The sequence below is a fragment of the Streptomyces sp. WM4235 genome (assembly GCF_001279725.1).
Classification (GTDB): Bacteria; Actinomycetota; Actinomycetes; order Streptomycetales; family Streptomycetaceae; genus Streptomyces.
The window spans coordinates 71,629-97,120 of sequence record NZ_LGDE01000002.1 but is presented as its reverse complement, the minus strand read 5'-3'; the positions used below and the strand labels follow the sequence as shown (position 1 = coordinate 97,120).

Annotated in this window: 24 protein-coding genes and 1 riboswitch; of the genes, 8 read left to right on the top strand and 16 right to left on the bottom strand. The window is 70.9% G+C overall.

Annotated features, from left to right (window positions below):
• Positions 1-690 carry a glycerophosphodiester phosphodiesterase gene (locus tag ADK55_RS01590; protein WP_199826416.1) on the top strand — a complete coding sequence of 230 codons (690 nt, stop codon included), beginning with the start codon at positions 1-3 and terminating at the stop codon, positions 688-690.
• Between the two features lie 352 nt (positions 691-1,042).
• On the opposite strand, the gene ADK55_RS01585 is transcribed toward ADK55_RS01590, so the two are convergent.
• Together ADK55_RS01585 and ADK55_RS01580 are read right to left on the bottom strand one after the other, a co-directional pair.
• Positions 1,043-2,221, bottom strand: a complete 1,179-nt coding sequence (locus ADK55_RS01585) for an ABC transporter substrate-binding protein (protein WP_053675190.1) — start codon at positions 2,219-2,221, stop codon at positions 1,043-1,045.
• A 104-nt stretch (positions 2,222-2,325) separates the two neighbouring features.
• Complete coding sequence (locus ADK55_RS01580; protein WP_053675188.1) at positions 2,326-3,765, bottom strand: gamma-aminobutyraldehyde dehydrogenase; 1,440 nt, start codon at positions 3,763-3,765, stop codon at positions 2,326-2,328.
• A 170-nt stretch (positions 3,766-3,935) separates the two neighbouring features.
• On the opposite strand from ADK55_RS01580, the gene ADK55_RS01575 reads away from it, so the two are divergent.
• The 6 genes from ADK55_RS01575 to ADK55_RS01550 all read left to right on the top strand — a co-directional run bounded on the left by ADK55_RS01575 (position 3,936) and on the right by ADK55_RS01550 (position 9,891).
• Entirely contained in the window at positions 3,936-4,439 is a 504-nt protein-coding gene (locus ADK55_RS01575) for an Lrp/AsnC family transcriptional regulator (RefSeq protein WP_053675186.1), read from the top strand.
• The gene (locus ADK55_RS01570) at positions 4,424-5,803 is read left to right on the top strand and encodes an aspartate aminotransferase family protein (RefSeq protein ID WP_199826415.1); all 1,380 of its coding nucleotides are present in this window, start codon (positions 4,424-4,426) and stop codon (positions 5,801-5,803) included. Before ADK55_RS01575 ends, ADK55_RS01570 begins: the two co-directional genes overlap by 16 nt.
• A 182-nt stretch (positions 5,804-5,985) precedes the next feature.
• On the top strand, positions 5,986-6,723 hold the full coding sequence (locus ADK55_RS01565) for an ABC transporter ATP-binding protein (RefSeq protein WP_053675182.1): 738 nt from the start codon (positions 5,986-5,988) through the stop codon (positions 6,721-6,723).
• Positions 6,705-7,787: a hypothetical protein gene (locus ADK55_RS01560; protein ID WP_053675180.1), complete on the top strand. Its 1,083-nt coding sequence runs from the start codon at positions 6,705-6,707 to the stop codon at positions 7,785-7,787. The genes ADK55_RS01565 and ADK55_RS01560 overlap by 19 nt, the downstream gene beginning before the upstream one ends.
• A gap of 26 nt (positions 7,788-7,813) precedes the next feature.
• Entirely contained in the window at positions 7,814-8,905 is a 1,092-nt protein-coding gene (locus ADK55_RS01555; protein WP_053675178.1) for an LOG family protein, read from the top strand.
• An 80-nt stretch (positions 8,906-8,985) separates the two neighbouring features.
• Complete coding sequence (locus tag ADK55_RS01550) at positions 8,986-9,891, top strand: DMT family transporter (protein WP_053675176.1); 906 nt, start codon at positions 8,986-8,988, stop codon at positions 9,889-9,891.
• 103 nt (positions 9,892-9,994) lie between these two features.
• Here ADK55_RS01550 and ADK55_RS01545 read toward each other — a convergent pair whose 3' ends face one another.
• The 9 genes from ADK55_RS01545 to rpsB all read right to left on the bottom strand — a co-directional run bounded on the left by ADK55_RS01545 (position 9,995) and on the right by rpsB (position 19,807).
• Positions 9,995-11,020 (bottom strand): ABC transporter ATP-binding protein, encoded by a 1,026-nt coding sequence (locus ADK55_RS01545; protein WP_053675175.1) that lies wholly within the window; start codon positions 11,018-11,020, stop codon positions 9,995-9,997.
• Complete coding sequence (locus ADK55_RS01540; RefSeq protein ID WP_053675276.1) at positions 11,020-12,636, bottom strand: ABC transporter permease; 1,617 nt, start codon at positions 12,634-12,636, stop codon at positions 11,020-11,022. The genes ADK55_RS01545 and ADK55_RS01540 overlap by 1 nt, the downstream gene beginning before the upstream one ends.
• Positions 12,637-12,689: 53 nt before the next feature.
• Positions 12,690-13,793 (bottom strand): thiamine ABC transporter substrate-binding protein, encoded by a 1,104-nt coding sequence (locus ADK55_RS01535; RefSeq protein ID WP_053675173.1) that lies wholly within the window; start codon positions 13,791-13,793, stop codon positions 12,690-12,692.
• Positions 13,794-13,877: 84 nt separating this feature from the next.
• Positions 13,878-13,986: riboswitch (TPP riboswitch) on the bottom strand.
• A gap of 59 nt (positions 13,987-14,045) precedes the next feature.
• A complete protein-coding gene (gene rlmN / locus ADK55_RS01530; RefSeq protein WP_053675171.1) occupies positions 14,046-15,158 on the bottom strand; it encodes a 23S rRNA (adenine(2503)-C(2))-methyltransferase RlmN in 1,113 nt (370 codons plus the stop codon).
• Positions 15,159-15,232: 74 nt separating this feature from the next.
• Positions 15,233-16,309 (bottom strand): phosphatidate cytidylyltransferase, encoded by a 1,077-nt coding sequence (locus ADK55_RS01525; RefSeq protein ID WP_053675169.1) that lies wholly within the window; start codon positions 16,307-16,309, stop codon positions 15,233-15,235.
• A complete protein-coding gene (gene frr / locus ADK55_RS01520) occupies positions 16,309-16,866 on the bottom strand; it encodes a ribosome recycling factor (RefSeq protein ID WP_053675274.1) in 558 nt (185 codons plus the stop codon). The genes ADK55_RS01525 and frr overlap by 1 nt, the downstream gene beginning before the upstream one ends.
• 85 nt (positions 16,867-16,951) lie before the next feature.
• Positions 16,952-17,731 (bottom strand): UMP kinase, encoded by a 780-nt coding sequence (gene pyrH / locus ADK55_RS01515; RefSeq protein WP_053675272.1) that lies wholly within the window; start codon positions 17,729-17,731, stop codon positions 16,952-16,954.
• Positions 17,732-17,893: 162 nt separating this feature from the next.
• Positions 17,894-18,730 (bottom strand): translation elongation factor Ts, encoded by an 837-nt coding sequence (tsf, locus tag ADK55_RS01510; RefSeq protein WP_053675167.1) that lies wholly within the window; start codon positions 18,728-18,730, stop codon positions 17,894-17,896.
• A gap of 135 nt (positions 18,731-18,865) precedes the next feature.
• Complete coding sequence (gene rpsB, locus ADK55_RS01505; RefSeq protein WP_053675165.1) at positions 18,866-19,807, bottom strand: 30S ribosomal protein S2; 942 nt, start codon at positions 19,805-19,807, stop codon at positions 18,866-18,868.
• Between the two features lie 250 nt (positions 19,808-20,057).
• On the opposite strand from rpsB, the gene ADK55_RS01500 reads away from it, so the two are divergent.
• The gene (locus ADK55_RS01500) at positions 20,058-20,519 is read left to right on the top strand and encodes a M23 family metallopeptidase (protein WP_053675270.1); all 462 of its coding nucleotides are present in this window, start codon (positions 20,058-20,060) and stop codon (positions 20,517-20,519) included.
• Positions 20,520-20,557: 38 nt separating this feature from the next.
• On the opposite strand, the gene ADK55_RS01495 is transcribed toward ADK55_RS01500, so the two are convergent.
• From ADK55_RS01495 to ADK55_RS01475, 5 genes are all read right to left on the bottom strand, one after another.
• Complete coding sequence (locus tag ADK55_RS01495; RefSeq protein ID WP_053675163.1) at positions 20,558-21,115, bottom strand: TetR/AcrR family transcriptional regulator; 558 nt, start codon at positions 21,113-21,115, stop codon at positions 20,558-20,560.
• A gap of 62 nt (positions 21,116-21,177) precedes the next feature.
• Positions 21,178-22,014 (bottom strand): RNA polymerase sigma factor WhiG, encoded by an 837-nt coding sequence (gene whiG, locus ADK55_RS01490; RefSeq protein WP_053675161.1) that lies wholly within the window; start codon positions 22,012-22,014, stop codon positions 21,178-21,180.
• Between the two features lie 209 nt (positions 22,015-22,223).
• The gene (gene dprA / locus ADK55_RS01485) at positions 22,224-23,405 is read right to left on the bottom strand and encodes a DNA-processing protein DprA (protein WP_053675159.1); all 1,182 of its coding nucleotides are present in this window, start codon (positions 23,403-23,405) and stop codon (positions 22,224-22,226) included.
• Positions 23,402-25,033 carry a YifB family Mg chelatase-like AAA ATPase gene (locus ADK55_RS01480; protein WP_053675157.1) on the bottom strand — a complete coding sequence of 544 codons (1,632 nt, stop codon included), beginning with the start codon at positions 25,031-25,033 and terminating at the stop codon, positions 23,402-23,404. Before ADK55_RS01480 ends, dprA begins: the two co-directional genes overlap by 4 nt.
• Entirely contained in the window at positions 25,033-25,419 is a 387-nt protein-coding gene (locus ADK55_RS01475; RefSeq protein WP_053675155.1) for a YraN family protein, read from the bottom strand. The genes ADK55_RS01480 and ADK55_RS01475 overlap by 1 nt, the downstream gene beginning before the upstream one ends.
• Between the last annotated feature and the right edge of the window lie 73 nt (positions 25,420-25,492).

Sequence of the window (25,492 nt, the reverse complement as noted above, 5' to 3'; positions counted from 1 at the left end):
ATGCGCACCCTGACTGCCGTCGGCCACCGCGGCGACCCCTACCGTGTCCGCGAGAACACCCTCGACTCGATCCGCTCCGCCTTCGCCCGGGGGGCGGACGCGGTCGAGATCGACGTCCGGCTCACCCGTGACCGGGTCCCGGTCGTCCTGCACGACGAGACGCTCCAGCGGCTGTGGGGGCATGACGTGCGGCTCGACGCCGTCACGGCTCCCCAGCTCAAGGAGCTCGCGCGGGGCGGGATCCCCACCCTGCGCGAGGCCTTGGAGGCGGCGGGCGCGGGCCGGGTGATGGTGGACCTTCCGGGCGCCGACTCCGACGCGGTGCGGACGGTCGTGGACCAGGTCCGCGAGTGCGGGGCGCGGGAGCGCACCTACTACTGCGCGGGCCCGGAATCGATGCTCGCGGTGCGGGCCGCCGACCCGGGCGCGGAGATCGCGCTGACCTGGACCACCCTGTCGCCGCCGCGCCGGGTGCTCATCGACGCGGTGGCCCCGGCCTGGCTCAACTACCGCTTCGGGCTCGTCGACCGGGAGTTGACCGACGCCCTGCACCGGGACGGCCTGCTCGTGTCGGCGTGGACCGCCGACACGAAGCGGTCGATGCGCGCGCTCATCGCGGCGGGGGTCGACTCCATCACGACCAACCGGGTGGACGCGCTGACGGCCGTACGGGCCGAGCGGCGTCGGTGACACGGGCCTGGGCGAGCGCGTCCGCCGGGCCGACCCGCGCCGGCCGGACCTGGGACTAACGCTGCTGGTGCAGTTGGCCGTCACCATGCCGTTCCTGGTCCCCCGCGATCCCGCACTGCCGTCCGCCGATTGGCGGCGGTCTGTCGATGCCTCCGAAGCCGGTGACACCACCCCCCAAGACATGCGATCGACAGGGGGAGAACGTCATGCCGACTCCGAAGACCGGGCGCCCCGTTGCGGGGCAACCAGAACGGTGATGGGGAACGCGCGCGGACGGACGGGCTCAGCAGCGGAGCGGACCCGCCCAAGTCCCGGTCGGAGGCCGGTCGGAGGCCGGTCGCGGACCTCCCCCTCAGAGACCGACGATGGCGTTCCACCGCTTGGCGAAGGAGCGGCGTTCCACCGAGGAGATGTCCCGAGCCACGACGAGACGCCGGCGCATCTCGTCGTCGGGGAAGATCAGCGGGTTCTCGGCCAGTTCCGCGGTCTCCTCGTCGTCGGAGCCCGCCAGCACCTCGCGGGCGGCCGGGACCGGACAGACGTAGTTGACGGACGCCGCGAGCCGGGCGGCCACCGCCGGGTCGTAGTAGTGGTCCACGAGGGCTTCGGCGTTGGCCTTGTGGCGCGCCAGGTTGGGGACGAGCAGGCTCTCGGCCCAGAGTTCGGCCCCTTCCTCGGGCACCACGAACTCGATGTCGGGGTTGTCGGCCTGGAGTTGGATGACGTCGCCGGAGTAGGCCTGACAGGCCAGGACGTCGCCCTTGCTCAGGTCGGAGGTGTAGTCGTTGCCGGTGAAGCGGCGGATGTGCCTCTTCCTGACCATGCGCTCGACCTGATCGCACATGCGGTGGAAGTCCGCCTCGGTCCAGCGGGTGACGTCCACGCCGTCACCCTGCATCAGCAGGGCGAAGGACTCGTCGAGCCCGGAGAAGAGCGTCACCTTGCCCGCGAGATCGGGCTGCCAGAGGTCCTTGACGGACTTGAGCTCCCGGCCCAGGGCCTTGCGGTTGTAGGCGATGCCGGTGATGCCCGACTGCCAGGGGACGGTGTGCAGCCGGCCCTCGTCGAAGGCGGGGGAACGGAGTTGGGGATCCAGGTACTTGGCCACGTTCGACTGGGCCGAGCGGTCCATCTTCTGGGCCCAGCCCAGATGGACGAAGCGGGCGGCCATCCAGTCGCTGACCACCACGAGGTCGTGGCCGGTCTCCTGGTGGTTCATGAGCGCCGGACTGATCTTGCCGAAGAACTCGTCGTTGTCGTTGATCTCCTCGGTGTACCGGACCTCGACGCCGGTCTTCTGCGAGAACTCGTCCAACGTCGGCCGGCGCGCCTCGTCCTCCTCGTCGGTGTCGATGTAGAGCGGCCAGTTGGAGAAGGCGAGACTTCGGTCCCGGGCGGATCGGTCCGGCCCCTCCCGCCGGTCTTCGGGGACGAAGGCGGCGGGAACCCCGCAGGCGGTGAGCGCGGCCGGCAGGACCACGGCGCCGAGGCCGCGCAGCGCCGAGCGCCGGGAGAAGGCGAGTTCAGGCATGGCCACAGCCTCGGGCAACGCGAAGGGGCGGACAATAGACAACGTGTCTACTGCCCGCCCCCTCAGCGCTGTGCGCTGATCAGTGCGGTCGCCGCGGCGAGTGGTCAGCCGTCGAGCGAGGTCATGACGTGCTTGATGCGGGTGTAGTCCTCGAAGCCGTAGGCGGAGAGGTCCTTGCCGTAGCCGGACTTCTTGAACCCGCCGTGGGGCATCTCGGCGACGAGCGGGATGTGGGTGTTGATCCACACGCAGCCGAAGTCGAGGTTCTTGGACATGCGCATCGCGCGGCCGTGGTTCTTGGTCCACACCGAGGAGGCGAGGGCGAACTCGACGCCGTTCGCGTACTCCAGGGCCTGGGCCTCGTCCGTGAAGGACTGCACGGTGATGACGGGGCCGAAGACCTCGTTCTGGATGATCTCGTCGTCCTGCTTCAGGCCGGACACCACGGTCGGGGCGTAGAAGTAGCCCTTCTCGCCGACCCGGTGGCCGCCCGCCTCGACCTTGGCGTGGGCGGGGAGGCGCTCGATGAAGCCGGCGACCTGCTTGAGCTGGTTCGGGTTGTTGAGCGGCCCGTACAGCACGTCCTCGTCGTCCGGCTGCCCGGTCTTGGTGTCCGAGGCGGCCTTGGCGAGCGCGGCCACGAACTCGTCGTGGATCGACTCGTGCACCAGCACGCGGGTGGCGGCGGTGCAGTCCTGGCCGGCGTTGAAGTAGCCGGCGACCGCGATGTCCTCGACGGCCTTGGCCAGGTCGGCGTCCTCGAAGACCACGACGGGGGCCTTGCCGCCGAGCTCCAGGTGGACGCGCTTGACGTCCTTCGAGGCGCTCTCGGCGACCTGCATGCCGGCGCGTACGGAGCCGGTGATGGAGGCCATGGCCGGGGTGGAGTGCTCCACCATGGCCTTGCCGGTCTCCCGGTCGCCGCATACGACGTTGAAGACGCCCTTGGGGAGGACCGAGTCGATGATCTCGGCCATCAGCACGGTGGAGGCCGGGGTGGTGTCCGAGGGCTTGAGCACCACGGTGTTGCCCGCGGCGATGGCCGGGGCGAACTTCCACACGGCCATCATCATCGGGTAGTTCCACGGCGCGACCTGGGCGCAGACTCCGACCGGCTCACGGCGGACGATCGAGGTCATCCCGTCCATGTACTCGCCGGCCGAGCGGCCCTCCAGCAGTCGGGCCGCACCCGCGAAGAAGCGGATCTGGTCCACCATCGGCGGCAGCTCCTCGCTGGCCGTGAGGCCCAGCGGCTTGCCGGTGTTCTCCGACTCGGCGGCGACGAGCTCGTCCGCGCGCGCCTCGAAGGCGTCCGCGATCTTGAGCAGGGCCTTCTGCCGCTCCGCGGGGGTGGTGTCGCGCCAGCCCGGGAAGGCCGCGGCGGCGGCGGCCATGGCCGCGTCGACATCGGCCTGGCCGGACAGGGGTGCGGTGGCGTACGCCTCGCCGGTGGCGGGGTTGACCACCTCGGTGGTCCGCCCGTCGGCGGCGTCCTTGAACTCCCCGCCGATGTAGTTGCGCAGACGACGCAGTTCGGTGGTCACTACAGCCACTCTCCTGATCACATGTCCAACGATTGAGACGATTCCCCAAGCCTAGCCTCTCGGCCGACGCTTTCGACAGGGCCGGACACCCCCAACTACGAAATCCGTGCAATCGGAGGCGCCGAACAACGAATTTCATCGGTTATGGCTTGCGGAACAGACGACTCCTCGTGCACAGTGAGGTCGTGGTCAGTCGAAGCGCAGATTCCAGGAACAGACAACCGTCCCCTTCGGTCGATGCTGTGTCCCTGGCGATCATCGAGCAACTGCAAGAGGACGGACGCCGCCCCTACGCAGCCATCGGCAAGGCCGTCGGCCTGTCCGAGGCAGCCGTGCGCCAGCGCGTACAGAAGCTGCTCGACCAGGGCGTCATGCAGATCGTCGCCGTAACGGACCCGCTCACCGTGGGCCTGCGGCGCCAGGCAATGGTCGGCATCAACGTCGAGGGCGACCTCGACCCGGTGGCCGACGCACTGACCTCGATGGCCGAGTGCGAGTACGTGGTCATGACCGCGGGCTCGTTCGACCTGATGGTGGAGATCGTCTGCGAGGACGACGACCACCTGTTGGAAACGATCAACAAGAAGATCCGCGCGCTCCCCGGCGTGCGATCAACCGAAAGCTTCGTTTACCTGAAGCTGAAGAAGCAGACCTACATGTGGGGAACCCGATAACCGTGAGCCAGGACCTCTCCAAGACCGCGTACGACCACCTGTGGATGCACTTCACCCGCATGTCGTCCTACGAGAACTCCCCCGTCCCCACCATCGTCCGGGGCGAGGGCACCTACATCTGGGACGACAAGGGCAAGCGCTACCTCGACGGTCTCGCCGGACTGTTCGTGGTCAACGCCGGTCACGGCCGCAAGGAACTGGCCGAGGTCGCCTACAAGCAGGCGCAGCAACTCGCGTTCTTCCCCATCTGGTCGTACGCGCACCCCAAGGCCGTCGAGCTCGCCGAGCGCCTCGCCCACTACGCCCCGGGCGACCTGAACAAGGTCTTCTTCACCACCGGTGGCGGCGAGGCCGTCGAGACCGCCTGGAAGCTGGCCAAGCAGTACTTCAAGCTCCAGGGCAAGCACACCAAGTACAAGGTGATCTCCCGCGCGGTGGCCTACCACGGCACCCCGCAGGGCGCCCTGTCCATCACCGGTCTGCCGGCCCTGAAGGCCCCCTTCGAGCCGCTGGTCCCCGGCGCGCACAAGGTGCCGAACACCAACATCTACCGCGCCCCGATCTTCGGCGACGACCCGGAGGCCTACGGCCGTTGGTGCGCCGACCAGATCGAGCAGGAGATCCTGTTCGAGGGCGCCGACACCGTCGCCGCCGTGTTCCTGGAGCCGGTGCAGAACGCCGGTGGCTGCTTCCCGCCGCCGCCCGGGTACTTCCAGCGGGTCCGCGAGATCTGCGACGAGTACGACGTCCTGCTCGTCTCCGACGAGACGATCTGCGCCTTCGGCCGCCTCGGCACCATGTTCGCCTGCGACAAGTTCGACTACGTCCCGGACATGATCACCTGCGCCAAGGGCATGACCTCGGGCTACTCCCCGATCGGCGCCTGCATCATCTCGGACCGCCTCGCGGAGCCGTTCTACAAGGGTGACAACACCTTCCTGCACGGCTACACCTTCGGCGGCCACCCGGTCTCCTCGGCCGTCGCGCTGGCCAACCTCGACATCTTCGACAAGGAAGGCCTCAACCAGCACGTGCTGGACAACGAGGACGCCTTCTTCTCGACGCTGAAGAAGCTGCACGACCTGCCGATCGTCGGCGACGTCCGCGGCAACGGATACTTCTACGGCATCGAACTCGTCAAGGACAAGGTCACGAAGGAGTCCTTCACGGACGAGGAGACGGAGCGCGTGCTCTACGGCTTCCTCTCCAAGGCGCTCTTCGAGAACGGCCTGTACTGCCGCGCCGACGACCGTGGCGACCCGGTCATCCAGCTGGCCCCGCCGCTGATCGCGGACCAGGGCACCTTCGACGAGATCGAGGGCATCCTGCGCTCGGTGCTCAAGGAGGCGTGGACCAAGCTGTAAGCAAGGTCCGCGACAAGCGGTACATCGTCCGAACCACACGGCCCGGATCGCCCGTTCGAGTGAGAACGCGGGGGTCCGGGCCGTGTGCTGTCACCATCCAAGACGTTCATCTCTTTACATCTCATTGCGGCGCCAGTGACCGAACCGGCTCCGCTTCGTTCCCCCGGACGGAGGTGTACGCCATGGTGGCTCCGGCAGACAATGATGTGCTCTGGGCGCGCTCCCTGCACTACTCCCACAGCGGTTCACCAGGCCTCATCGGCGTCTCCGTCGGCGTCCGTCAAGGTGAGATCCTGGCCGTGACCGGCCCCCGCGGAAGCGGCAAGACCACCCTGCTGCGCTGCCTGTTCGGACAGCTGCTGCCCGAACAGGGCGAGGTCTGGTTCAACAGCGTCCCCGTGCACACCATGGGAGCCGCGGTCCGCGAGCGCCTGCGCCGCGACCGGTTCGGCTGGATCGGCCCCGAGCCGGGGCTGCTGCCCGAACTCAAGGTGTGGGAGAACGCCGCACTGCCGCTGCTCCTCGCCGGCGCCCCGCACCGCGCCGCCAAGAGCGCCGCCTGCGAATGGCTGGACCGCCTCGACATCGGCGGCTTCGCCCGCAAGCGCCCCGGCGCCCTCACCCGGGCCGAGTCACAGCGGGTCGCCCTGGCCCGAGCCCTGGTCAACGAGCCCACGGTGATCTTCGCCGACGAGCCGACCGCCTCCCTGCACCGCACCGAACGCGCCCTGCTCCTGCGCACCCTGACCACGGCGGCCCGCTCGCACGAGATCTCCGTACTGCTGGCCACCCACGACGAGGAGGTCGCCGCCGTCGCCGACCGCCGGATCGAGCTCCTCGACGGACGCCCGGCCGCGGTCGCTGCCGGCGCCAACCCGCTCACCACGGAGGACCAGGCCGCGTGCTCGCTCTCCGCCTAGCCCGAGGCTCCCGGCCGCTGGTCCAGCTGCGCCGGCTGCTCGTCGCCACCGCCGCCGCCGGTACCGGATTCCTGCTGCTGTACGTGCTGGCCGGAGCCTTGGCCCGTCCCGCCGGATCGTTCCCTCGGCTGCTGTGGGCGCTCGTCCCGCTCGCCGTCACCGTGCAGTTCGCCGTCGCCGTGGCGCGGACCGACCCCGCGACCCGGCCCCGGGAGGGAATGGACGCGGTCGGCCTGGGTCCCGTACGGCGCACCCTCGTCGCGGCGATCTCCACCGCCGTCGCCTGCGCCCTGGGCAGCGCCGTGGCCCTGGCCGCGTTCCTGCACCTGCGGGGCGACCTCGGCGGCCTGCCGTTCGACGGGGCCGGCGCCCGGTTGCTGCACGCCGAACAGCCGCTGCCGGTGGCGGCCGCCCTGACCCTGCTGGCCCTGGTCCCGCTCGCCGCCTCGGCGGCGGTGGCCCTCTCCCTGCGCTCCCGTCCGCCGCTGGCCGGGCTGTCCCCGCAGAGCGGGGTCCCCTGGGGGGTCGCCCTCACCGCTTCCGGCCTGACCGTCGAGACCTACGCCGGACGGGGCAGCGCCGCCGTGCCGACCGGCTGGGCCCTGATCGCGATGGGGCTCGCCCTCGCCGGGCCGGGCGTGGCCTTCGCCTGCGGAACCCTGGTGCAGGCCGTCCGCCCCGGCGCGCTCCGTCTGCTCGCCGGGCGCAGCCTCCAGGAGGAGGCGCCGCGACTGGGCCGGCCGCTCGGAGTGCTGTGCGCGATCGGCGCGGCCGGGCTCACCACCCTCGCCGTGCGCGACACCGAGGGTTTCCTGCCGCCGCTCGGGCCGCTGACGGGTCCGGCCGCCGTGCTCGTGGCACTGTGCGCGGCTGCGACTCTCCTCACATCAGCGGTCGAATCCCGGCAGTCCCGCACCGCCGTCCGGGACACCCTGAACGACCTGGGAACCCCCGGAACGGTGCTGCGTACGGCCGTCACCGTACGCGCGACTGCCCTGCTCGCCGTATGCGTATCCCTCAGTTGGGGTGTGGCGCAACTGACGTCTCTCGCGTTGACCCGCTGACTGACGCAGCCCTTAGTGTGGGCCGAATGGTCAACCCAGACATCGAGATCGAGACGCTCGCCGAATTCGACCAGGTCGCCGCTCGGGGTTCCCTGAGCGGCTACCGGGTCCAGTCGGTCAACCTGCTGGAGCGGACGTTCGCGCTGCTGTCGGCCGACACCTCGGCCGCCGTGTTCCTCGGCTGTGCCATGGAGCCCGACGCCTCCGCGAAGGTCCGCGCCGACGGCGCCCTGGTCTTCCCGCCGGTGCCGGACCTGCCGTTCAACCCCTACCGGGGTCTGCTCTACACCGCGGACGAGCTGTTCACCGGCCTGCGGGAGGGCTACGAGGCCACCCCTGACGCCCAGGCGTACGCCTGGTTCCAGGAGACCAAGGCCGACGGCGACATCTACGCCTCGATGCTGCGTTCCATCCACGACGACGCCGTCTCCGACGCCCTGGACGAGCACCTCGCCGGTGCCCGGGTGGTGGGAGTGATGGGCGGCCACGCCATGGCCCGCGGCGGTACGGACTACCTGGGCGCGGCGGAACTCGGCCGGACCCTGTCCCGGTCCGGGCTGACCGTGGCCACCGGCGGCGGCCCGGGCGCGATGGAGGCCGCGAACCTCGGCGCCTATCTCGCGCCCGCCCCCGACGAGGCGCTGCCCGAGGCGTTGGAGATGTTGGCCAAGGCGCCTTCCTTCACGCCGTCCGTGTCCGACTGGGCGAGAGCGGCCTTCGCCGTACGGGAACGCTGGCCCGAGGGCGGCGACTCGGTGGGGATCCCGACCTGGTTCTACGGGCACGAGCCGCCGAACCCCTTCGCCGGCCACATCGCCAAGTACTTCGCGAACGCCACCCGTGAGGACGGACTGCTGGCGCGGTCCACCGCGGGCGTGGTGTTCCTCCCGGGCGCCGCGGGAACCGTCCAGGAGATCTTCGACAACGCGACCCCGAACCACTACGAGTCGCGCGGCGAACCGACCCCGATGGTCCTGGTCGACCGCGCCCACTGGACGGAGCACCTGCCGGCCTGGCCGCTGCTCCGGGCACTGGCGCGCGGCCGGTCGATGGAGTCGAGGATCGCCCTGGTGGACTCCGTGGACGAGGTCCCGGCGGCACTCGCCTCGATGCGCTGACCCGACGAGGCAACTTCCCGGCCGCTTCGCACGTCTGGTAGAGGTACCGCAAAACCTGCCAGACGTGAACGGAGCCCTCTGTGCTCATAGGCCTGCTGACCGCCATCGCGGCGTCCATCTGCTACGGCACGGGATCCGTCCTGCAAGCCGTCGGCTCGCGCCGGGCGGCCCGGACGTCCCCGGCCGCGGCCGGGGTGACCGCGCACGGCGGACCGAACCTGTCCTCGACCGCGAAGGCGGCGATGACCTGGGAGTTCATCGTCGGCACGATCCTGGACTTCGTGGGCTTCGGCCTGGGCGCGCTCGCGGCGCGTCTCCTTCCGCTGTTCCTCTCCCAGACCGTGATCAGCGCCAACCTCGTGATCACCGCCGTGCTCAGCGTGAAGATGCTGGGCATCCGGCTCACCCGCAAGGAGTGGACCTCCATCGGCGTCGTCTGCGCGGCGCTCGTGCTGCTGGCGACGGCCGCGGGACACGAGGGCGGCCATCACGCGCCGATGTCCACGCACTGGTGGCTGCTCGCGATCACCCTGCTGATCATCGTGGGCGGCACGGTGGCGGTCCGGTTCCTCGGCGGCCGGGCCGCGATCCTGGCCGGTCTGCTGTCGGGCCTGGCCTTCGGCGCGCTGGGGGTGGGCGTTCGCATCCTGAACGGCGTCGAGCCGTTCGGCTTGGGCGCCCTGCTCTCCGACCCGGCCCTGTACGCCATCCTCGTGGCGGGCGTCGGCGGCATGTACCTGCACACGGTGGCCCTCCAGATCGGGTCCGTGAACGGGGCCACCGCCGCCCTGGTGGTCGGCGAGACGGTCCTCCCGGGCGCCATCGGCGTCCTCCTGCTGGGCGACGCGTCCCGCCCCGGCCTGGCCTGGCTGGCGGTGCTGGGCTTCGTCCTCGCGGTGACGGGCGCCGTGGCGGTGGCCTGGTACGGCAATCACGACGGAGCCGAGGCTCCGGCGGAGTCCCCGGACCCGGTGCCGGTCGCGTAACCGCCACACCGCCGTACCGGGAGCGCGACCGCCCTCGGCCCCACCGCCCTCACGGGGCGAAGGGGCCGGGGGCGGAGTCGTGTCGGCGTCCGATCGGCCCCTATCAGTCCTCCGCAGGCAGGACGACGACCTCGCCGGGGGTGAACGTCACCGCGACGCGGTCCCCCACGACCGGTGCCCCGACCGGCCCGCACTCGGCCTCCAGCGGCGGACCCGACTCGGGCCGCAACAGCAGTGCCACGTGGGTCCCCCGGAAGGTCCGCGACTCCACGACGCACGGCAGTCCCTCGGCGGCCAGAGTCACTCCGGCGGCGCGGACCAGGAGCAGGCGCTCCCCCTCCTGCGAGCCGTCCGGCACCGGGACCTTGCCCCAGGGGGTGGCCGCGGCGCCGCCCGACACCGTGGCCGGGACCACGTTCTCGAAGCCGAGGAACCGTGCCACGAACTCCGAGGCCGGCCGCTCCCACACCTCCAGCGGGGTTCCCACCTGCGCGATCCGCCCGTCCCGCATCACCACGACGCGGTCGGCCAGCGCGAAGGCCTCCCCCTGGTCGTGGGTGACCGCCAGGACGGTCGTCCCCAGCCCGGAGAACAGCCCCTGGAGTTCCACCACCAGCCGTTCGCGCAGCCCCCGGTCCAACTGGCCCAGCGGTTCGTCGAGCATCAGCAGGCGCGGGGACGGGGCGAGCGCCCTCGCCAGCGCGACCCGCTGCTGTTCGCCGCCCGACAGCGACGCGACGGCGCGACGCCCGGCTCCGGGAAGCCCGACCAGGTCCAGCAGTTCCTCGACCCGGCCCGCGCGGGCGTCCCGCGAGGTGCCCCGCATCCGCAGCCCGAAGCCGACGTTGCCGGCCACGTCGCGGTGCGGGAACAGTTGGTGGTCCTGGAACATCAGGCCCACCCCGCGCCGGTGCACCGGCACCGGTGCCTGGTCCGCGCCGTCCAGCAGCACGCGTCCGGCCGAGACCGGCTGGAGTCCGGCGACCACCCGCAGCAGCGTGGACTTCCCGCTGCCGCTCGGTCCCAGCACACAGACGATCTCGTGCTCGGCGACCTCCAGTTCCACGGCGTCCACGACGTCGCGTTCGCCGAAGCGGACCGACACCCCGTCCAGCCGAAGCAGCGTCATCAGAACTCTCCCGAGGTCTTGTCGGGTCGCAGCCGCTCCAGCACCAGCAGGGACACCGCGCACACCAGCATCAGAATCGTGCTCAGGGCCATCGCCTGCCCGTAGTTCAGTTCTCCGGCCCGCCCCAGCAGCCGCGCGACGGCCACGGGCAGCGTGGGGCTGTCGGCCCGTGCGATGAAGACGGTCGCCCCGAACTCGCCGAGCGACACGGCGAAGGCGAAACCGGCCGCGATCAGCAGGGCCCGGCGCACGAGCGGCAGGTCCACTTCCCGCCAGGCCCGCAGGGGCGAGGCACCGAGCACGCCGGCCGCCTCCCGCAACCGTCCGTCGACGGCGCGCAGTACGGGCAGCATCGTCCGCACCACGAACGGCACGCCGACCAGGGCCTGCGCCAGGGGCACCAGGATCCACGAGGTGCGCAGGTCGAGCGGAGGCTCGTCCAGGGTGATCAGGAATCCGAAGCCGACCGTCACGGCGGACACCCCGAGCGGCAGCATCAGCAGCGCGTCGAAGCCCCGTACGAAGCGACCCGCGCGCCGGGTCAGCGCCGCGGCCGCGAGCCCCCCGATGAGCAGGGCGATGGCGGTGGCCGCCAGCGCGTACCGCAGGGAGTTCCCGATGGCCTCCAGCGGCGGGACCAGGAACGTCCCGCCGCCCGCGCCCACGTCCGCCAACGCCCGGTAGAAGTCGAGGCCGTACCCGCCGGGGGCGTCGAAGGACCGTTCCACCAGGACGCCCAGCGGCAGCACGATCAGCAGCGCCACGGTCAGCAGCACCCCGCCCAACAGGGCGCGCTGCGCCACGCCCTTGGGCCGGTGCGCGGTCCGACCCGGGTCCACGAGCCGCAGCGCCGTCTCCCGCCTGCGCACGGTCCAGGCGTGCACGCACAGGATCAGTCCGACGGCGGCGAACTGGATCATCGTCAACACGGCGGCCGTCGACAGGTCGAGCAACTGCGCGGTCTGCCGGTAGACCTCCACCTCCAGGGTGGCGTAGGACGGCCCGCCCAGGATCTGCACGACACCGAAGGAGGTGAACGTGAACAGGAAGACCATCAGCGAGGCGGCGGCCACGGCCGGTCCGAGCGCCGGCAGCGTCACCCGCCGCCAGGCCGCGAACCGTCCGGCCCCCAGCACCCGGGCGGCCTCTTCCTGCCGCGGGTCGAGCTGCGCCCAGAGCCCGCCCACCGTCCGTACGACGACCGCGTAGTTGAAGAAGACGTGGGCCAGCAGGATCGCCCAGACGGTGGTGTCGAGTCGAACACCCCAGGTCTCGTCCAGCAGTCCGTTCCGCCCGACCAGCGCGAGGAAGGCCGTGCCGACCACCACGGTCGGCAGCACGAACGGAACCGTGACCACCGCCCGCAGCAGTTGCTTTCCCGGGAACTCGAAGCGCGCGAAGACGTACGCGGCGGGGAGCGCGATCAGGAGCGTGAGCGCCGTCGACGCGAGCGCCTGCCAGGTGGTGAACCACAGCACGTCGGCGATGTCGGGCCGGCCCAGCACCTCGCCGATCCGGCCGAACTGCCACCCGTCGTCGGTCTTCAGCCCGCGCCCGACGATCGCGGCGACGGGATAGGCGAAGAACAGCCCGAAGAAGACGAGCGGGATCACCATCAGGCCCAGCCTGACCAGCGTGGCCCGCGTCCCCTCCCTCGGGCTCACCCGTCCTACTTCACGGCGAGCGAGGACCATGCCTTGACCCACTGCTCACGGTTCTTGGCGATGGTCTCCGGCGCGACGTTCTCCGGCTTCTCGATCACCACACCGTGCTTCGTGAAGAGCTCCGGCAGCGCCGCGTTCTTGACGACCGGGTTCACGAACATGTTCAGGGGCATGTCTTCCTGGAACTTCTTGCTGATCAGGAAGTCGAGGAGGGCCTTGCCCCCCTCCTCGTTCTTCGCGCCCTTCAGCAGACCCGCGAACTCGATCTGGCGGAAGCAGGTACCGGTGGAGACACCGGTCGGGGCCTCGGCCGGCTTCGGCTCGCCGTACAGCACCTCGACCGGCGGGCTGGAGGCGTACGAGACGACCAGCGGGCGGTCGCCCTTGGCCTTCTTGCCGCCGGCCGAGCCGGAGAACCGCTCGTTGTAGGCCTGCTCCCAGCCGTCGACGACCTCGACGCCGTTGGCCTTCAGCTTGGTCCAGTAGTCCTTCCAGCCGTCCTCGCCGTACTTGCCGACGGAGGCGAGCAGGAATCCGAGACCGGGCGAGGAGGTCGCGGCGTTCTCGGTGACCAGCAGGTCCTTGTACTCCGGCTTGATCAGGTCGTCCAGCGTCTGCGGCGGGGCGATCTTCTTGTCGGCGAAGTACTTCTTGTCGTAGTTGACGCAGATGTCACCGGAGTCGATCGGGGTGACCCGGTGCTCCTTGTCGAGCACGAACTCGGGCTTGACCTCGGCCAGGCCCTTGGCCTCGTACGGGGTGAAGATGCCGTTGTCGAGGGCCCGCGACAGGAGGGTGTTGTCCACGCCGAAGAAGACGTCGCCGCGCGGGGAGCCCTTCGTGAGGATCTCCTGGTTCAGGGCGGCGCCGGCGTCCCCGGACTTCAGCTTCTTGACCGTGTAGCCGCTCTGCTGCTCGAACTCCTTGAGGACCGCGTCGCTGACGTTGAAGGAGTCGTGGGAGACGAGCGTGACGGTCTTGGACTTCGGGGCGTCGCTCGCGCCCGCCGCCGGCTTGTCCTTGGTCCCGCCGTCGCCGCAGGCGCTGAGGCCGGCGACGCCGAGCGCGGCCACGAGCGCGAGGCCCGCGTACTTCCTGGTGGTGCTCACTGGTGAATTCCTCCTGGGATGTCCAGGAGAAGACGCGGCCCTGCCCGGCGCTCTGTGGAGCGGACGCCGGGCAGGGCGCAACAGCTTGAGTGGTGACCGAACTTCCTACCCCGAATGACCGGGGCGAGGTTCAGAGGGTCTGCGGTGACGGTTACCGCACTCTCAGCGCTGTGGCGCTCCCCTGTCGGAATATGAAATTTGTTCGGCCACAGAGTACCCCGGTGGCCGAATGTGACCGACCGGAAACGGAACCTAGCGCTCCGAGGCGGCCAGCTGGCCGCACGCGCCGTCGATCTCCTGACCGCGGGTGTCCCGTACGGTCACCGGCACGCCGTGGCGGGCGATGGCCTCCACGAAGGCCTTCTCGTCCTCGGGACGCGAGGCCGTCCACTTCGAGCCGGGCGTCGGGTTCAGCGGGATCAGGTTGACGTGTACGCGCTTGCCCTTGAGGAGCTTGCCGAGCAGGTCACCACGCCAGGCCTGGTCGTTGATGTCGCGGATCAGGGCGTACTCGATGGAGATGCGACGGCCGGACTTCTCCGCGTACTCCCACGCCGCGCCCAGCACCTCGCGGACGTTCCAGCGGGTGTTCACGGGGACGAGGGTGTCGCGCAGCTCGTCGTCCGGAGCGTGCAGCGACACGGCGAGACGGCACTTGAAGCCCTCGTCGGCGAAGCGCAGCATGGCCGGGACCAGACCGACGGTGGAGACGGTGATGCCGCGCTGGGACAGCCCCAGACCGTCGGGCTCCGGGTCGGTCAGCCGGCGGATGGCGCCGACGACCCGGTTGTAGTTGGCCAGCGGCTCGCCCATGCCCATGAAGACGATGTTGGACAGCCGGGCCGGCCCGCCGGGGACCTCGCCGTCGCGCAGCGCGCGCATGCCGTCCACGATCTGGTGCACGATCTCGGCGGTGGACAGGTTGCGGTCCAGTCCCGCCTGGCCGGTGGCGCAGAACGGGCAGTTCATCCCGCAGCCCGCCTGCGAGGAGATGCACATGGTGACCCGGTCCGGGTAGCGCATCAGCACGGACTCGACGAGCGTGCCGTCGTGCAGCTTCCACAGGGTCTTGCGCGTGGTGTCGTCATCGCACGAGATGTGCCGCAAGACGTTCATCAGGTCCGGCAGCAGCTCCTGCTGAAGCTTCTCCCGCGAGGCGGCCGGGATGTCCGTCCACTCCGCCGGGTCGTGCGCGTACCGCGCGAAGTAGTGCTGGGAGAGCTGCTTGGCCCGGAACGGCTTCTCACCGATCGCGGCGACCGCCTCGCGGCGCTCGGCCGGGGTCATGTCGGCGAGGTGCCGGGGCGGCTTCTTCACCCCGCGAGGGGCGACGAAAGTGAGCTCTCCCGGAACAGGGCGGGCCATGGCAGGTACTCCTCGTAAGACGAAAGGCGCGCCGCAGAAGCAGCACGCCTTTCAAGAGTAACCGGAGGCCGGTGTCAGCCGGTGCCGACGAAAGCGGCCAGCAGCAGCCACACCACCGGAGCGGTCGGCAGCAGCGAGTCGAGCCGGTCCATGATCCCGCCGTGACCGGGAAGCAGGGTCCCCATGTCCTTGATGCCCAGGTCCCGCTTGATCATCGACTCGCCGAGGTCGCCCAGCGTGGCACTGACCGCGACGGCCAGCCCCAGCAGCAGGCCCTGCCACCAGATCCCGCCGTCGACCAGGAACTCCATGCACAGCGCGCCGGCCGCCATGGCGAAGGCCACCGCCCCGAACAGCCCCTCGCGGGTCTTGCCGGGGCTGATGCGCGGCGCGAGCTTGGTCTTGCCGAAGCGCCAGCCCACCGCGTAGGCCCCGGTGTCACTGACCACGGTCAGGACCAGGAACGTCACCACCCGCTGCGGACCGTCGTCGGCGGCGAGCAGCATCGTGACGAAGGTCGCCAGGAAAGGCACGTAGAACGCGGCGAAGACACCCGCCGTGACGTCCTTGAGGTAGTCCTCGGGCGGCTCGGTCATCCGCCAGACCAGGACCGCGAGGGCGGTCAGGGCCATGGCGACCCAGGCTCCCTCGGCCCCCCGGACGTACCCAGCGATGATCATGGCGGCGCCACCGACCGCGAGCGGGACGAGCGGCGCCTTGATGCCCTTCTTCTCCTGGAGCCGGGAGGTGAGCTCCCACAGCCCCACGACGACCGCGACGACGACGACGCCGACGAAGACCGCCTTGACGATGAAGAGGGAAGCGAAGATCACCGCACCGAGGCCGACGCCGACCCCTATGGCGGCACGCAGATCCCGCCCCGCACGCTTCTTCGGCGGTGGGGGCGAGGGGTCCTGCGGTGCCTGCGAGGGCGGAGGCGGGGGGCTGGGCATGGGCTCCTGCGGCGGCGTCTCGTCGCGGAAGAGGGGGCCGCCTGCGGCGGCGGCCCCCCGATCGCGTGCTTCCCGGTCGTCGAAGTCACGGCCGGCGGCATCGGGCACGATGGGCATGGGCCGAGTCTGCGGGCCCGCCTGCGCATCGTATGCGGGACCCGCCGGAACCGGCTCCGGCTGCCAGGAAGAGTCGTTCATCAGACTTCGAGGAGCTCGGCTTCCTTGTGCTTCAGCAGCTCGTCCACCTGCGCGACGTACTTCGCGGTGGTGTCGTCGAGCTCCTTCTCGGCGCGACGCACCTCGTCCTCGCCGGCTTCCTTGTCCTTGACGAGCTTGTCGAGGGCGTCCTTGGCCTTGCGGCGGACGGCGCGGATGGAGACCTTGGAGTCCTCGGCCTTGGTGCGCGCGACCTTGACGTACTCCTTGCGGCGCTCCTGCGTCAGCTCGGGGAAGGTCACCCGGATGATGCGGCCGTCGTTGCTCGGGTTGACCCCGAGGTCCGAGTCGCGGATGGCCTGCTCGATGTTGCGCAGCGCGGACGCGTCGAAGGGCGTCACGACCGCCATGCGCGGCTCGGGCACGGCGAAGGAGGCGAGCTGGTTGATGGGCGTGATGGCGCCGTAGTACTCCGCCACGATCTTGTTGAACATCGCCGGGTGCGCACGTCCCGTGCGAATCGCGGCGAAGTCTTCCTTGGCGACGACGACGGCCTTCTCCATCTTCTCCTCGGCCTCGAGGAGGATTTCTTCGATCACCACGTGCTCCTGCATGTCAGATATGGATGGTTCAGGCGGGCGGGGCGGGCCGGTCCGCGGCGTGCGTGGACCGGCGATGCGGAGGTCAGGCCCGGGTGCCCTGGTCGCTCACGAGCGTGCCGATCTTCTCACCCTTGACGGCGCGGGCGATATTGCCCTCGGCGAGCAGTTCGAAGACCAGGATCGGCAGCTTGTTGTCGCGGCAGAGCGTGATGGCCGTGGCGTCGGCGACCTTGAGGTCCCGGGACAGCACCTCGCTGTACTCCAGCGCGTCGAACTTCACCGCGTCCGGGTTGGCCTTCGGGTCGGAGTCGTAGACCCCGTCGACACCGTTCTTGCCCATGAGCAGGGCTTCGGCGTCGATCTCCAGGGCGCGCTGGGCCGCCGTGGTGTCGGTGGAGAAGTACGGCATGCCCATGCCGGCGCCGAAGATGACGACGCGCCCCTTCTCCAGGTGCCTCACGGCACGCAGCGGGATGTACGGCTCGGCGACCTGGCCCATGGTGATGGCGGTCTGGACGCGGCTGTCGATGCCTTCCTTCTCCAGGAAGTCCTGGAGGGCGAGGCAGTTCATGACGGTGCCGAGCATGCCCATGTAGTCGGACCGCGCACGGTCCATGCCACGCTGCTGCAGCTCGGCGCCGCGGAAGAAGTTGCCGCCGCCGATGACGATCGCGATCTCCGCGCCGTCTCGGACAACGGCCGCGATCTCGCGGGCGATGGCGTGCACGACGTCAGGGTCGACGCCCAGTCCGCCGCCGCCGGAGAAGGCTTCACCCGACAGCTTCAGCATGAAGCGCCGGCCCTTCTTCTCGTGGTCGCTCTTGTCGTCGGAAGCGGTGTGGGTGTCCACGCCCTGATTCATGGAGATCTCCTCGTGCACATACGAAGAAGGCCATTGCCGGTGGGTCCTCGCGGTTCCCTCTACGGCAATGGCCTCCTCGTCAGATCTGCGGTCGTCCTGCGCAAGCGTGGACGACTGCTTCAGACCCTACCGGGGTCCGGTGTCCGTCGCGTACGGACGGACTCAGATGCCGACCTTGATGCGGCTGAAGCGCACCAGGGTGACACCGGCCTCGTCCAGAACCTTCTGGACGGACTTCTTGTTGTCCAGCGCGTACGGCTGGCCGAGCAGGGTGGCTTCCTTGAAGAAGCCGTTGACGCGACCCTCGACGATCTTGGCGATGGCAGCCTCGGGCTTGCCCTCCGCGCGGGTGATCTCCTCGGCGACGCGACGCTCCGACTCGACCTTCTCGGCCGGCACGTCTTCCTTGGCGAGGTACTGCGGGGCGAACGCGGCGATGTGCTGCGCGACGCCGCGAGCGACCTCGGCGTTCTCCTTGTCGAGCTCGACCAGGACGCCGATCTGGAACGGCAGGTCGGGCATCGTGCGGTGCATGTACGCCGAGACGTAACCGCCGGTGAACTGCGCGAAGCGGTCCAGGACGATCTTCTCGCCGAGGTTGGCGTTGGCCTCGTCCACGAACGCCTGGACGGTCTTGCCGGGAGCGATCTCGGACGCGAGCAGCGCCTCGAGGTCGGCCGGGGACGTCGCGGCGATGTGGGCGGCCAGCTCGTTGGTGACGGCCTGGAACTTGTCGCCCTTGGCGACGAAGTCCGTCTCGCACTTCAGCTCGACGAGGACACCGGAGGTGTTGTCGTCGGCGATCAGGGAGGCGACGGCACCGTTCTCGGCAGAACGGCCCTCGCGCTTGGCGACGCCCTTCTGACCCTTGATGCGGAGCGCCTCGATGGCCTTGTCGACGTCGCCGTCGGACTCGACCAGTGCGTTCTTGCAGTCCATCATGCCGACGCCGGTGAGCTCGCGGAGCTTCTTGACGTCAGCGGCGGTGTAGTTCGCCATGAGTCTGTGATTCTCTCTCGAAGTCGTAGATCTACGGGTGAACGGCGGAGGAGTCGCGCTTGTGGCGCGGCTCCCCCGCCGTCATCGTCCGTGCTGCGAGTGCCCGGCGCGTGAACGCCGGGCGCTCTCAGTGGGTCAGGCCTGCTCGGCGTCGGCGGCCGGAGCCTCGACAGCCTCGGCGGCCGGAGCCTCGGCAGCCTCGGCGTCCGCGGCCTCGGCGGCCGGAGCCTCGACGGCCTCGGCGGCGGGGGCCTCGGCAGCGGCCTCGGCCGGAGCGGCCTCGGCGTCGTCAGCCTTCTTCTCGCCCTCGAGGAGGTCGCGCTCCCACTCGGCGAGCGGCTCGGCGGCGGCCTTCTCGCCCGGCTTCGAGTCGCCGGTCGCAGCGCCGGAGCGGGCGATGAGGCCCTCGGCGACGGCGTCGGCGATCACGCGGGTGAGCAGGGTGACGGAGCGGATCGCGTCGTCGTTGCCCGGGATCTTGTAGTCGACCTCGTCGGGGTCGCAGTTGGTGTCGAGGATCGCGACGACCGGGATGTGGAGCTTGCGCGCCTCACCGACGGCGATGTGCTCCTTCTTGGTGTCGACGATCCAGACGGCGCTGGGAACCTTCGACATCTCGCGGATACCACCGAGGGTCTTCTCCAGCTTGATCTTCTCGCGAGAGAGGACCAGGAGCTCCTTCTTGGTGAGACCCGAGGCGGCGACGTCCTCGAAGTCGATCGCCTCAAGCTCCTTCAGACGCTGAAGGCGCTTGTAGACGGTCGAGAAGTTGGTGAGCATGCCACCCAGCCACCGCTGGTTGACGTACGGCATGCCGACGCGCGTCGCCTGCTCGGCGATGGCTTCCTGAGCCTGCTTCTTGGTACCGACGAACATGATGGAGCCACCGTGCGCGACGGTCTCCTTCACGAACTCGTAGGCGCGGTCGATGTACGACAGCGACTGGAGCAGGTCGATGATGTAGATGCCGTTGCGCTCCGTGAAGATGAAGCGCTTCATCTTCGGGTTCCAGCGGCGGGTCTGGTGACCGAAGTGGACGCCGCTTTCCAGCAGCTCCCGCATCGTTACGACGGCCATGGCCATCTCCTTGTTTTCTCGGTTTGGTTCCTGACGCCCCGCCGCGCCCTGCCCCCTGAGAGGGGACCGAGAGACGCTTTCACGTGGCCTGACCGGCCGGTGCTGGGGCGTGCGAAGTCGACCCGGTGACCCGGATCGCCACAAGAAGTGTACGGGACCCGGCGGTATGCCGGGTGACGCGTTTGTCCACACCGACCCGGCCGTCCACAGGCTCCGGCAAGGTCCGACGCCGCCCGGCACGCTGGCCCGTATGACGACACTGCTGTTCACACTGCTGCTCGCGCTGTCCCAGGCCTTCACCCCGGGAGTGCGCCCGCTGCCGCCCCCGCTGATCGTGGCCCGATGGTGGGACCCACCCCCGACCCCGTACGCCGCCGGACACCGGGGCGTGGACCTGGCGGCGCCGGTGGGCACGGAGATCAGGGCCCCGGGTCCTGGCCGGGTCCACCACGCCGGGCCGGTGGCGGGGCGAGGCGTCCTCTCGCTCACCCTCCCGGGCGGGCTGCGCACGACGTACGAGCCGGTCCGCCCGCTCGTCGTCGAGGGGGAGGAGGTCGCGGCGGGGCAGGTGGTGGCGGTCCTCACCGAGGGCGCCCACTGTCCGCTTCCCTGCCTGCACTGGGGTCTCCTGGCCGGCGAGACCTACCTCAACCCGCTGGGGCTGCTCCCCCGGCCGACTCCCCGGCTGCTTCCCGATCCCGGTGGGCCGTGACGCGCCGGCCGTGAGCGGGGGCCCGCGCGCCCCGAGGGTCAGCCCCGGACGCCCCGCAGCGCCATGGCGACGGCGGCGTCCGTGATCACGACCGGATCCTCCGCGGCGCCCAGCTCGATCCGCCGGACGGCCGCGTCCACGACGCCCTGGAGCAGCATCGCCGCGAGGCGCGGTTCGGCGTGCCCGAGGCCCGCGAGCGCCTCGACGATCATCGCCACCAGCCCGCCGTGCGCGGCGCGGATCTTCTCCCGCGCGCCGGCGTCCAGCTCACTGGCCGAGATCGCGACGACCGCGCGGTGGCGCCGGTCGCCCACGAGCCCCAGCTGGCTGCGGACGTAGGCCTCGATCTTGGCCTCCGGCGACTCGGCGGAAGCCATGGCCGCCTCGATCTCGGCGGCCCAGACGGGGAAGTCCACCGCGCACAGCTCTTCGACGACGGCCGCGCGCGACCGAAAGTACTCATAGACGGACGACCGGGCGAGGCCGGTCCGCTCCGCCAGAGCGGGGAAGGTCAGCGCCTCCGTACCGCCTTCGGACAGCAGGGAACGCGCGGCGTCCAACAGGGCGCCGCGCTGCATCGACCGGTGCTCGGCCACGGAGGCCGCTCGAATCCTGGGCACACGACCACTCTACGGACGTCCCGCAAGGGCCGGCCCCGTCAGCGCCCCACATCCGCCAGCTTCGCCCGAAGCTGGAGGACCGACTTGGTGTGGATTTGACTGACCCGACTCTCGGTGACGCCCAGCACGTTGCCGATCTCCGCGAGCGTGAGGCCCTCGTAGTAGTAGAGGGTCACGACGGTCTTCTCCCGGTCCGGGAGGGTGTTGATGGCCCTGGCCAGCAGCCTGCGCAGTTCGCGGTCCTCGGCGACAGCGACCGGGTTGTCCGCGGCGTGGTCCTCCAGGGTGTCCATCAGGGAGAGCCGGTCGCCGCCCTCCCCGCCCACGTGCAGGAGTTCCTCCAGGGCGACCACGTTGGCGAGGGACAACTGGCTGAAGACCGTGTGGAGTTCCTCGACCACGATGCCCATCTCTCCCGCGACCTCGTGTTCGGTCGGGGTGCGCCGCAGCTGGGCCTCCAGCGTGGCGTAGGCCCGCTCGACGGCCCGCGCCTTCTGCCGGACGGAACGCGGGATCCAGTCGAGGGCCCGGAGTTCGTCGATCATCGCGCCGCGGATACGGGTGATGGCGTAGGTCTCGAACTTGATGGCCCGTTCGATGTCGAACTTCTCGATGGCGTCGATCAGTCCGAAGACTCCCGAGGAGACGAAGTCGGCCTGTTCCACATTGGGCGGCAGGCCCACGCTGACCCGGCCCGCGACGTACTTGACCAGCGGCGAGTAGTGCAGGATCAACTGCTCCCGCAGTCGCTCGTCACCGGAGTCCTTGTACGAGCGCCACAGCACCTCCAGGGACGAGGGCGCGGTGGACCGCACGCTGCCGCGGGCAGCGGGGGGCACCGCAGCGCGGTCAGACCCTGAGGTGTGCTGGGGCATGCTTCGCCTTTGCCGGAGCCGGATTCGTTGGGAGCGTAGCGTGACGGAAGTGTCGCGGTGCGCGAAGAGTACGGGATCCCGCGCCGCCGTCGGGGCGCCCCGACCGGCACGGGCGGCTCCGGACCGGCGCCTCGCGCACGGTCCCGACGACTGCCAACCGGAACACCGCATCTCTCATCGGCTTCACTCTTTCACCGGAACGCCCCAGGTCAACGACCGCCTCGCCGGGTGGCGTCGGTTTGTGCGCCTCCTCTCGACCTCCGCATGGTCAACTGCCAGCCGTCGCCCTGCCGTTCGACGAACCCCAGAGAGTGAAGTTCGTACAGTCTGCCGATGACTTCATCGGTGCCGACGCCCGCGGCGACGGCGACCTCCTCCGCCGGCACGGGCCGGTCCGCCGGCAGGGCTTCGAGCACCCGCGCCGCGGCCGGGTCCAACAGGTCCCGGGCGAGCACGGGCCCGCGCCGCTCGGGAGCCAGCTCCCCCATGCCGCCGACCAGCTCGATCACCTCCGCGGCGTCGGTGACGAGCACCGCCTCGCCGCGCAGGAGTTCGTGGACGCCGGCGGAGAGTCCACTGGTGGCCGGGCCGGGGGTGCCCATGGTGAACCGGCCGAGTGCCTGGGCCCGTCGGGCGGTGACCAGCGAGCCGCTGCGGTGGGCCGCCTCGATGACGACCGTGCCCCGTGTGAGGGCGGCGATGACCCGGTTGCGCAACACGAACCTGCTCGGGGTGGGATGGCTGCCGGGCGGCAGCTCTCCCAGGATCAGCCCCTGGCCGGCGATCCGGCCGAGGAGCCCGGCGTGCCCCTTCGGGTACGCCACGTCCACCCCGCAGGCCAGCACCGCGGCCGTGGCCCCGCCCGAGGCGAGGGCGCCGCGATGGGCCGCGCCGTCGATGCCGTACGCGGCTCCGGAGACGACGACCCAGCCGCGCTCGGCGAGCCCTGCCGCCAGGGTCTGCGCCATGTGGGCCCCGTACGGGGTGCACGCGCGGGCCCCGACCACGGCGACGGAGCGCAGCGCCCAGGTCCGCAGGTCCGGCCCGCCCCGGAGCCAGAGCCCCACGGGCCGCGCGTCGCCGAGGTCGTCCAGTTGGGTCGGCCACTGCGCCGACCCCGGGCAGACGAACCGCACGCCCGCCTCGGCTGCGGTCTCCAGGTCCCGCAGGGGGTCGGCCAGGGCGGCCCGTCCGCGGTATCCGGCGAGCCGCTCGGGCCCCACCCCGGCCGGCGCCCAGGTTCCCGGCTCGGGGTCGGTGAGCCGCCGCATGAGTTCCACGGCGCCCAGCTCCCGGAGCAGGCGCCCGCCGTGCGCGTCGCCCGGTTCCAGGACCCGGGTCAGGGCGGCCCGCGCCGACATCTCCGCCTCGGCTTCCGTCTCCCCGGTCATGACGCGACCCCCGCCGCCCCCACGATCCGCGTGGCCCCGCGGGCGATCCCGGTACGCAGTTCCAGCGCGACGGCCACGTCCGGCGCCTCGGGGCGGTCCCGACCCCGCAGGTCGGCGACGGTCCAGGCGACCCGGAGCACCCGGTCCAGCCCCCGCGCCGTCAACAGGCCGCGTTCCAGGTCCTGCTCGGCCTGGACCAGCGCGCCCGGCGCCGCCTGCCAGCGGGTGCGGAGCTGGTGACCGGGGACCTCGGAGTTGAGCCGCCACGGGGTCTGCGCGAGCCGGGTGGCGGCGCGGTCCCGGGCCTCCCCGACCCGGGCGGCGACCACCGCGCTGGACTCGCCCCGGCCCGCCCCGCCCAGGAGGTCGCGGCGGCTGACGGGCTCGACCTCGACCCGCAGGTCCACCCGGTCGAGCAGGGGTCCGGAGAGCCTGGCCTGGTAGCGCCGGATCACCGAGGACGGGCATTCGCAGCCGCCCCCGCGCACGGTGTGCCGCCCGCAGGGGCACGGGTTGGCCGCGAGCACCATCAGGAACCCGGCCGGCAGCCTTACCACTCCGGCGGCCCTGGCGATGACCACGTGCCCGGCCTCCAGCGGCTGCCGCAGGGCGTCGAGCGCCTTGACCCCGAACTCGGCGGCCTCGTCCAGGAAGAGCACCCCCCGGTGGGCCAGGGACACCGCCCCGGGCCTGGGCACCCCGGCCCCGCCGCCGACCAACGACTGCATGGTCGCGGAGTGGTGGGGCGCGCAGTACGGGGGCCTGGCGACGAGCGGTTCGCCGGGCGGGAGGATTCCCGCGACCGAGTGGACGGCCGTCACCTCCAGGGAGTCCTGTCGGGTGAGCGGCGGCAGGATCCAGGGCAGCCGCTCGGCGAGCATCGTCTTGCCCGCGCCCGGGGGTCCGCTGAGGAACAGGTGGTGTCCCCCGGAGGCCGCCACCTCCAGGGCCCGACGGGCGGCGTGCTGTCCGGCGACGTCCGCCAGGTCGGGATGATCGGAGCCGTCCCCGCCGGCGCGGGAGATCCCGCTGCCGAGCCCCGCGCCCGGCACGAGCAACCCGGCCAGCATCGGATCGGGCCGACCGGCCGGTTCCGGCTCCTCCTCGGGCACCTCCCCGTCGGTGAGCACGGCGATCAGTTGGCGCAGGCTGCTGACGCCGAGGACGGAGACGTCCGGGACGAGCATGGCCTCGGCCGCGCATTGTCGGGGCACCACCACCTGCCGGTATCCGGCCTCGGCGGCGGCGAGCACGGCCGGAAGGATCCCGCGGACCGGTCGCACCCGGCCGTCGAGCCCCAGTTCCCCGATGAGGACGAGGTCGGCGATCACCTCCGGTTCGATCACCTCGGCGGCGCCGAGGACGGCCGCCGCCACGGCGAGGTCGAAGCCCGCTCCCGACTTGGGCACGGAGGCCGGACTGAGTCCGACCGTGAGCTTCTTCTGGGGCCACTGAGCCCCGGAGTTCACGACCGCGGCCCGCACCCGGTCGCGGCTCTCCACCAGGGTCTTGTCGGGCAGCCCGACGAGGGTGAAGGCCGCGACCCCCGGTTCCAGGTCGGCCTGGACCTCGACGACCACGCCCTCGACGCCCACCAGGGCGACCGAGCAGGCCCGTGCGAATCCCATCAGGCCACCCCCCTGACGTGCTCCACCACGGGCGCGCCGCGCCTCGGCAGCAGGACACCGACCAGATCGATCCGCACACCGCCCGGAGGCGGTCCGCCGTGGTCGGCGAGCCAGCGCCCGGCGAGCCGTCGGAGCCGTTCGGCCTTGCCCGGCCGCACGGCGGCCATGGGGTGTTCGAAAGGGGGGTGTTCGGGCGGTCCGGCCCTGCGTGTCTTGACCTCGCACACGACGAGGGCGTCGCCGTCCCGCGCGACGATGTCGATCTCCCCGCTGCGGCATCGCCAGTTCCGCGCGATCACCGTCATCCCGGCCTCGGCCAGCCGGCGCACCGCCAGCTCCTCGCCGTACCGCCCCAATGCCTGCTGTGCCACGCTCTTCGCGTTCATCCGGCACCACCTCCGGCACCGACGATCCCGCGTCCCCGCCCACCGAGTGGATCTTGGTGGACAACCGGGGGAT

What these genes read in the sequence shown, in the direction of transcription:
- ADK55_RS01590 (WP_199826416.1), top strand. Translation starts at nt 1, where the DNA reads ATGCGCACCCTGACTGCCGTCGGCCACCGCGGCGACCCCTACCGTGTC.
- ADK55_RS01585 (WP_053675190.1), bottom strand. Translation starts at nt 2,221, where the DNA reads ATGCCTGAACTCGCCTTCTCCCGGCGCTCGGCGCTGCGCGGCCTCGGC.
- ADK55_RS01565 (WP_053675182.1), top strand. Translation starts at nt 5,986, where the DNA reads ATGGTGGCTCCGGCAGACAATGATGTGCTCTGGGCGCGCTCCCTGCAC.
- ADK55_RS01555 (WP_053675178.1), top strand. Translation starts at nt 7,814, where the DNA reads ATGGTCAACCCAGACATCGAGATCGAGACGCTCGCCGAATTCGACCAG.
- ADK55_RS01545 (WP_053675175.1), bottom strand. Translation starts at nt 11,020, where the DNA reads ATGACGCTGCTTCGGCTGGACGGGGTGTCGGTCCGCTTCGGCGAACGC.
- ADK55_RS01540 (WP_053675276.1), bottom strand. Translation starts at nt 12,636, where the DNA reads ATGGTGATCCCGCTCGTCTTCTTCGGGCTGTTCTTCGCCTATCCCGTC.
- rlmN (WP_053675171.1), bottom strand. Translation starts at nt 15,158, where the DNA reads ATGGCCCGCCCTGTTCCGGGAGAGCTCACTTTCGTCGCCCCTCGCGGG.
- ADK55_RS01525 (WP_053675169.1), bottom strand. Translation starts at nt 16,309, where the DNA reads ATGAACGACTCTTCCTGGCAGCCGGAGCCGGTTCCGGCGGGTCCCGCA.
- pyrH (WP_053675272.1), bottom strand. Translation starts at nt 17,731, where the DNA reads ATGAATCAGGGCGTGGACACCCACACCGCTTCCGACGACAAGAGCGAC.
- tsf (WP_053675167.1), bottom strand. Translation starts at nt 18,730, where the DNA reads ATGGCGAACTACACCGCCGCTGACGTCAAGAAGCTCCGCGAGCTCACC.
- rpsB (WP_053675165.1), bottom strand. Translation starts at nt 19,807, where the DNA reads ATGGCCGTCGTAACGATGCGGGAGCTGCTGGAAAGCGGCGTCCACTTC.
- ADK55_RS01500 (WP_053675270.1), top strand. Translation starts at nt 20,058, where the DNA reads ATGACGACACTGCTGTTCACACTGCTGCTCGCGCTGTCCCAGGCCTTC.
- whiG (WP_053675161.1), bottom strand. Translation starts at nt 22,014, where the DNA reads ATGCCCCAGCACACCTCAGGGTCTGACCGCGCTGCGGTGCCCCCCGCT.
- dprA (WP_053675159.1), bottom strand. Translation starts at nt 23,405, where the DNA reads ATGACCGGGGAGACGGAAGCCGAGGCGGAGATGTCGGCGCGGGCCGCC.
- ADK55_RS01480 (WP_053675157.1), bottom strand. Translation starts at nt 25,033, where the DNA reads ATGGGATTCGCACGGGCCTGCTCGGTCGCCCTGGTGGGCGTCGAGGGC.
- ADK55_RS01475 (WP_053675155.1), bottom strand. Translation starts at nt 25,419, where the DNA reads ATGAACGCGAAGAGCGTGGCACAGCAGGCATTGGGGCGGTACGGCGAG.